The following is a 6,923-nucleotide window of genomic DNA, read 5'->3' on the forward strand; positions in this document are numbered from 1 at the left end:
CGCTGGCGGCCGCCGGCGTGGCCCACGCGGCGGCCGCCGCGGCGCTGCTGCCCGGCCTCGACGGGTCCACCCGGCTGCTGGCCGGCGGCTCGGCCGCGGTCGGCGCGACCGCGGTGGCGCTGGCCGTGGCGGGCGGCGGCTTCTTCTTCCCCGGCCTGCTGGTGGCCGCCCTGTTCGCCCTGGCCGCCGGGGCGATGGCCGCCGCGGGAGCCGGCGCGGCCGGCATCGCCGCCGTGGGCGCCGCCGGCGCGGTGCTGCTGGGGGCCTTCGTGCCGGGTCTGGCGTTCAAGCTCGCCGGACTGCGGCTGCCCGCCCTCCCGCGCAACTCCGACGAGCTCCAGGAGGAGATCGAGCCGTTCCCCGCCGAGGACGTGCTCTCCCGCAGTGCGGTGGCCGACGGCTACCTGGCGGCCTTCCTGATCGCCCTCGGCGCCGTCTGCGCGGCGGCGCTGACCGCCCTCGCGTGGTCCCCGGACACCGGCTGGGGCACCCGGGCCACCGCCGTCGACCTGTCGCTGCTGCTCATGCTCCACGCCCGTGACATCGGCGGCATCCGGCAGCGGCTCGCCGTCCTGCTCCCGGGGGCGCTCGGCCTGGTGCTGCTGGCCGTGCGGCTCGGCGTGGACGGCGGCGGGGCGGACCGGCTGGTGCTGTTCGGGGCCCTGCTGGTCCTCGCGGTCGGGCTCGGCGTCCTCGCCTGGACGGTACCGGGGCGCCGGCTGCTGCCGTACTGGGGCCGGGCCGGCGACCTGGTGCACAGCCTGGCCGCGCTCGCCCTGCTGCCGCTCGCCCTCCAGGTGCTCGGCTTCTACCGGACCATGCGGGGGCTCGGCGGCTGATCCGCCGTCCGGTCCCGGCCCGCCGCCGGGACGCCCCGGCCCGGCCGGACCGCCGGACCGGGCCCCACGAACCGCAGGGAGGACCAACCCCATGCAGTCCCGCCGCGACCAGGTGCAGGCCCACCTCTTCGTCATGGGCCGGGTCGCCGCCGGCGTACTGAGGGCCGAGCCCGACGCCCCCGACACCCCCATCGGCCGGACCAACCGGGGCGCGGCCATCGGCGTGGCGCTCGCGCTGCTGGCCGGCCTGGGCGCGGGCGTCTACGGGATCGTCAAGCCCGGCGGCGCGGCCGGCTGGCGCAAGCCCGGCACCGTGGTCGTCGTCAAGGAGACCGGCACCCGCTACCTCTACGCCGGCGGCCTGCTGCATCCGGTGCTGAACCAGGCCAGTGCCAGGCTCCTCGCGGGCGGCCAGCTCGTCGTCGACGAGGTGTCCCGCAACTCGCTGGAGGGCGCCGCGCGCGGCGGGCCGGTCGGCATCGTCGGCGCCCCCGACGCGTTGCCCGCCCCGGGCGGGCTGGACCGCTCGGACTGGCTGGCCTGCACCGTGCAGGCGGCCACCGCGGGCGCCAAACCCGCGCCGATGCTGGCCCTGGCGGTCGGCGCGGGCCCCGGCGGCGGCACGGCCGGGGACCGGGCGGCGCTGGTCGCCGGGCCCGACGGCGCCCCGCACCTGCTCTGGCACGGCCGGCGCTACGCGCTGGGTGTCGCCGAGGGCGCGGTGCGCGCGCTCGGCTACCAGGCGGCGGTCCCCTTCCCCGTGACGGCGGCCTTCCTGGAGACCTTCGCGACCGGCCCCGCCCTGCGCGGCCCCGACCTGCCGGGCCGGGGCACGGCGGGACCCGAACTCGCCGGGCGGCCGACCCGGACCGGCCAGCTGTTCGCCGGCACCGGCGAGGACCGCTACCTGCTCACCGCGCAGGGCCTGGTCCCGGTCGGGCCGACCGTGCTGGCCCTCGTCCAGGGCGACCCGCGCACCCAGGTGGACGCCTACGCCAACGGGCCGGTGACGGTGGGCCAGGTCGGCGCCGCGGACCTGGCGGCCCATTCCGCCTCCGCCGCCGCGACGGCCGAGCTCGTCCCGGCGGGCCTTCCCGAGCGGCCGCCCGCGCTGCTGGCGCCGGGCCAGGGCCAGGCGCTCTGCGCCGGACTGCCCACCGCCGGTCCCGGCGCCGGGACCGGCGAGGTCGACCTGCGGACGGTGGACGCGACCGCCGTCCTAGGCCTGCCCCCGGTGTCCGAGCCGGGCGTCGTGCCCAGCTGCACCCCGGCCGACCGGATCGCGGTCCGGCCGGGCGGGGGCGCGCTGGTCCGGGCCCTCTCCGGTTCCGGGCAGGGCACGACGCTGTACCTGGTCGCCGAGAACGGGGTGCGCTACCCGCTGGCCCCGGCGGCGGTCGAGAAGCTGGGCTACGCGGGGGCCGCCCCGGTGTCCGTCCCGGGCCGGCTGCTGGCCCTGCTGCCGGCCGGGCCGAGCCTGGACCCGGCCGCACTGGCCGGCGCCTCGCTCGTCCAGCCGGCCGCGGCCGAGGGCAAGTGCGTCCGCTGAGCGGCGGTCGGCGGCCCGCCGTCCGGGGCGGCTGAACCGGCCCGGGCCCCGGGCCCGTTCAGCCTGGCGGACCGCCGCCACGCCCCGGACGGTCCGCCCGCCGGCAACGGCACGGGAGACGGGGCGCGCGAGAGAGGGAGTGCCATGACGACGGGGACGACGAGGACGGAAGCCACGGCGATCCGGGCCGTGAAGGGCACCGTGGACGAGCAGTTCAACGCGATGAAGGCGATCGACGCCAACATCGAGAAGAGCATCGAGGAGCTCCGGCACAACTTCCAGGCCAGCTCCAGCACCATCTTCCAGCAGAAGATCGCGGACTGGCAGGCCAAGTACAACGAGCTGGCCGGCAAGTACAACACCTTCCACGGCCAGCTGGAGCAGGGCGAGCGCAGCATCAACAGCGGCCAGGAGCACTCCAACACCATCGCCACCGGCATCGGGAACGGCGCCGGCAGCTACGTCGAGGACGTCCTCGGTGGCAAGAAGTAACGGGTCTCCGGCGGAGACCCCCTCACGACCCCGGCCCGGGGCGCCCCGCCCCGGCCGACCTCCAAGGAACGGGAGTGCGACCAGATGACGACCCCCCAGGACTCGCTGTTCGTCAAGCACGCGGGTGTGCAGGAAGCGATCGACTACCTGCGCAACGAGGGCCACGCGATGTTGACCGCGATGGAGAAGACCAAGAACACGCTCAACCAGCACTTCGGCGGCGACCTCCAGGGCTTCTACGCCGACGCCGCCCGGAACTTCTCCGCCGAGCTGGAGCGGCTCGACTCCGCGATGATCAACGACATCGACGAGGCCACCAAGGCGCTCGCCGAGATGCACCACGTCCTGTGGCAGGCCGACAACCACGCCGGCCAGGGCATCGGCTGACGGACGGAGCCGACACGCCATGGGAGACAAAGACAACGAGCCCGGCGGCGGGAGCGGCGTCACCAAGATCACCGAGGGCTACATCGCGGAGTTCGCGGACAAGAAGCTCCAGCTGATCATCGACGCGTACGTGCAGAACGGGAACATCCGGGACGTCGGCCTCTACGCGACCGACGGCGGCCTGGTGAGCAGCGGCCACCCCTCGCACCTGCTGGCGGGCAACCCGAGCGGGACCGCGCCCTCCATCGGGATCCTCGCCACCGCGTTCAAGAACTACTTCACCGCGGTCAACAACGGCTTCAGCAGCGTCAACACCCAGGCCCAGAAGATGAAGCTGGACCTCAAGAACGCCGACCTCATCCTGCAGAACGGCACCGAGGACGCCCTCACCGTGGCCGAGCTGATGTACATCCTCAACGACGTCGTTCCCGGCGGGGGTTCCGGGACCGGTACCGGGGGCCGCTGACCCCGGCCGCCTTTCCGTCACGCGGGCCGGCCGACGCACCGGTCGGCCCGCGCCACCGGCCCCGCGGGGCCGCTCAGATCCGATCCGACCGCGCCGGTCCGGCCGAAGGGAATCACCGTGGGTAAGTGGGAGGACGTCCTCGCGATCTTCGCGTCGTCGGCCCAGACCAGCCTCGTCGACCGCGGCGCGGTCGCCGGCAAGGACGTCAAGTGGCCGCCGGGCGACGGGAACGGGGACCGGAAGGTCTACTCGGAGTGGAAGACCTCCGGTCAGGAGGGGATGCCGCACGACGCCTGGTGGGGCTGGAACTTCCACTACACGGACGGCTACGACATCAAGCGCTACGGCTGTCTGACCTACGGGATCAACTTCGACTACTCCACCATCAACGCCGGCTCCCCGTTCGACCGCTGGCAGCACGAGTTCCTCAACATCCTCAGCCCGTTGCGGAACCCGCCGTTCGCCAACGACCGGGTCGACCTGGGCGCCTTCATGCGCGTGGCGAAGGCCCACGAGCAGGTCCGGCTCGTCCTCGACGACTGGGCCGCCAAGACCAAGGCCTGGGTCGACGAGGTCGACGCGCCGGACGGGGACTGGCAGGGCAGCGCCGCCGGGGCGTTCCACACGGTGCTCGGCGCCTACTACGGCGAGATCGCCAGCTTCCGCAACCAGCTGGCGGACAACGGGGTCGAGGCGGCGCTGAACGGGGTGCTGCCCCAGTTGCAGACCGCGCTGGACATCCTCCACATCGGCTTCACCAACTGGCGCAACACCCGGCTGTACCACCCCGCCCTCGCGCTCCAGGACGCCCTGGCCGACGCCATGAGGACCGCCACGGTCGAGGTCCGCTACATCCAGCAGCTGACCCCGGCGGAGTACGACGCGGCGCTCAAGTCCTCCCACCTCTCCAGCGCGGAGACCGCATCCGACCTGACCTTCAAGGTGACCTCCCCGTTCGGCGACCCGGACACCAAGGAGTTCTGGGAGAAGGTCGTCGTCCGGGCCAAGGAGCTCTGGCTGGGCAACCTCGGCTCGCTGGACAACGAGGCGACCAGGGCGCTGATCTTCCTGGAGACGGCCTACACGACCCTCTCGAACCGGTTCAACGCCAGCCACCCCCGGGTCGAGATGCGGATGCCGCCGCCGGTCGCGCCCAAGGTGGACGTCCCGCCCGGCGGCGCCGGAGCCGGCGGCAAGGACGACCCCACCAAGGGCATCAAGGACGACATCAACAACATCAAGCAGGACCTCGGCGGAGGGTCCGGCAACAAGGACTTCAAGCTCGACGGAGGCGCCGGCGGAGGCGGTGGCGGCACCGGCGGCATCGGCGGGATCGGGGGGAACACCGGCGGCATCGGGGGGAACACCGGCGCCGGAGCCGGCGGCAGCGGCGCCAAGCCCCCCACCAGCCTGCCCAAGCCGCCGGAGATCGGCATCGGCGGCGGCGGAGGGGGCGGGAGCACCCTGCCCGGGGGCGGGTCCGGGCTGCCCGGCGGGGGGACCGGTGTGCCCGGGGGAGGGACGACGCTGCCCGGCGGCGGCACCTGGACCGGAGGCGTGGGCGTCGGCGGAGGCGTCGGCTCCGGCGGCCGCAACGTCGTCGTGCCGCCCGGCTCCCGGGTCACCGAGGACGGCCGGGTGGTGGACAGCGAGGGCCGGCCCGTCCTGGACAGCCGCGGCAACCCGATGGTGGTCGGCCGGGACTACACCATCGCCCCGGACGGCACCCTGCTGGACGGGCAGGGCACTCCCGTCACCCAGAGCCGGCAGGTGCTCGACGACCTCGGCCGCAACTACCTCGACCCGGGCGACGACCTGCTCGCGCCCAACGACTTCGGCTTCGGCGCCTCCGGGATCGGCGGCTCCGGCCTGCTGGGGTCCGCCGGTGGCGGGGGCGGATCCCTGCTCACCGGCCCCGGCGGGATCTCCCCGATCACCGGCGCCGTCGCCGGGACGAACGCGCGGGGCCTCGCCACCGGCGGCGACCCGACCACCCTCAGGGCGGCCGCCGACGCGGCCACCGAGCGCATGGCCGCGGAGCGCGCGGCCCGCGCCGCCGCGGCCGAGCAGGCGGCGCTGACCGGGAGCCGGGTGAACACCACCGGCGGCACCGGCATGCCGCCGATGATGCCGCCCGGCGGCATGGGCGCCGGGGGCGCGGGGGGCGCCAACGAGAAGGACCGCCAGCGCACCACCTGGCTGGCGGAGGACGAAGAGGTCTGGGGCACCGAGACCGGAGCCGTCGAGGGCGTCATCGGCCGCTGACGCCGCCCCCGGCACCGGGCGCGGGCTCCCGGTGCCGGTCCCCCCCCCGGGCGGGCGTCCGCCCCGCGGCCGCCGCGCCGTGCCGACCGGAACGAGGAAACGAGGAACCCCGTCATGAGCAATCCGTTCGCGGACCAGATCGCCCAGACCATGGAGGCGATGCGCACCCAGCTCGCCAAGGCCGAGGAGGCGCAGGCGGAGCTCGCGCAGCTCACCGCCTCCGTCACCTCCAAGGACCGCCTGGTGACGGTGAAGGTCGGTCCGCAGGGCCAGGTCGTCGCGCTGACCTTCCACAACACCGGCTACCGCGACAAGGCCCCGGCCGAGCTGGCCGAGCAGCTCAAGGACGTGCTCAACGAGGCCCGCGCCAAGGTGGGGGAGCAGGTCGCCGCCCGGATCAGGGAGTTCGAGGGCGTGGGCGAGTCCCTGCGGCTGTCGATGACCGGCGGGACCGAGCTGGACGACCTGCTGGAGCCGCTGTGGTCGATGCGCCCCGGCTTCGACGACGAGAAGAAGAAGTCCCGCAAGCAGGAGGAGTTCGGTGGCTGAGGACCCCAATGTGCTCGCGAAGACCGAGTACATGAAGAAGTCCTTCGGCGAGTTCACCGAGCTGAAGGACGTCCTCAAGGACATCGAGGAGAACGTCAAGATCATCAACCGGCTGAACAAGACGGTCGGCGGCAACGACGAGATCGGCAAGCAGTACCACGCGCAGGTCGACAACCCGACCGCCAACCTTGAGGAACTCCTCAAGAAGGTGCGCCAGGTGGTCGGTTCGGTCGGCGAGAACGGCGAACGCCTGGCGGACAAGCTCGACCGCGCGAACGACGACGCCGGAGCCCTCGCCTCGGGCCTCTAGAGGTCGGCCGCGCCGCGGCGGCAGCACCGAAGTACCCCTGGAACAACCGGAAACGGCAGGCCGAAC

At 74.1% G+C, this 6,923-nt stretch carries 8 protein-coding genes; all 8 read left to right on the forward strand.

Features of this window, described 5'->3' with window-relative positions; translation table 11 throughout:
* On the forward strand, window positions 1-839 hold an 839-nt coding region (eccD, locus tag ACFVFS_RS35340), incomplete at its 5' end, for a type VII secretion integral membrane protein EccD (RefSeq protein ID WP_380628996.1).
* Between the two features lie 91 nt (window positions 840-930).
* Window positions 931-2,388, forward strand: a complete 1,458-nt coding sequence (gene eccB, locus ACFVFS_RS35345) for a type VII secretion protein EccB (protein WP_380628998.1) — start codon at window positions 931-933, stop codon at window positions 2,386-2,388.
* Window positions 2,389-2,532: 144 nt separating this feature from the next.
* Window positions 2,533-2,880, forward strand: coding sequence for a hypothetical protein (locus ACFVFS_RS35350; RefSeq protein WP_380629000.1), 348 nt, complete (start codon window positions 2,533-2,535; stop codon window positions 2,878-2,880).
* Between the two features lie 84 nt (window positions 2,881-2,964).
* Window positions 2,965-3,267 carry a hypothetical protein gene (locus ACFVFS_RS35355; RefSeq protein ID WP_380629001.1) on the forward strand — a complete coding sequence of 101 codons (303 nt, stop codon included), beginning with the start codon at window positions 2,965-2,967 and terminating at the stop codon, window positions 3,265-3,267.
* 19 nt (window positions 3,268-3,286) lie between these two features.
* Window positions 3,287-3,733, forward strand: a complete 447-nt coding sequence (locus ACFVFS_RS35360) for a hypothetical protein (RefSeq protein WP_380629003.1) — start codon at window positions 3,287-3,289, stop codon at window positions 3,731-3,733.
* Window positions 3,734-3,850: 117 nt separating this feature from the next.
* A complete protein-coding gene (locus ACFVFS_RS35365) occupies window positions 3,851-5,998 on the forward strand; it encodes a hypothetical protein (RefSeq protein ID WP_380629004.1) in 2,148 nt (715 codons plus the stop codon).
* 114 nt (window positions 5,999-6,112) lie between these two features.
* Entirely contained in the window at window positions 6,113-6,547 is a 435-nt protein-coding gene (locus ACFVFS_RS35370) for a YbaB/EbfC family nucleoid-associated protein (protein WP_380629005.1), read from the forward strand.
* Window positions 6,540-6,857 carry a hypothetical protein gene (locus ACFVFS_RS35375; protein ID WP_380629007.1) on the forward strand — a complete coding sequence of 106 codons (318 nt, stop codon included), beginning with the start codon at window positions 6,540-6,542 and terminating at the stop codon, window positions 6,855-6,857. The genes ACFVFS_RS35370 and ACFVFS_RS35375 overlap by 8 nt, the downstream gene beginning before the upstream one ends.
* Window positions 6,858-6,923: the final 66 nt, after the last annotated feature.

The organism is Kitasatospora sp. NPDC057692, assembly GCF_042799475.1.
Lineage (GTDB): Bacteria > Actinomycetota > Actinomycetes > Streptomycetales > Streptomycetaceae > Kitasatospora.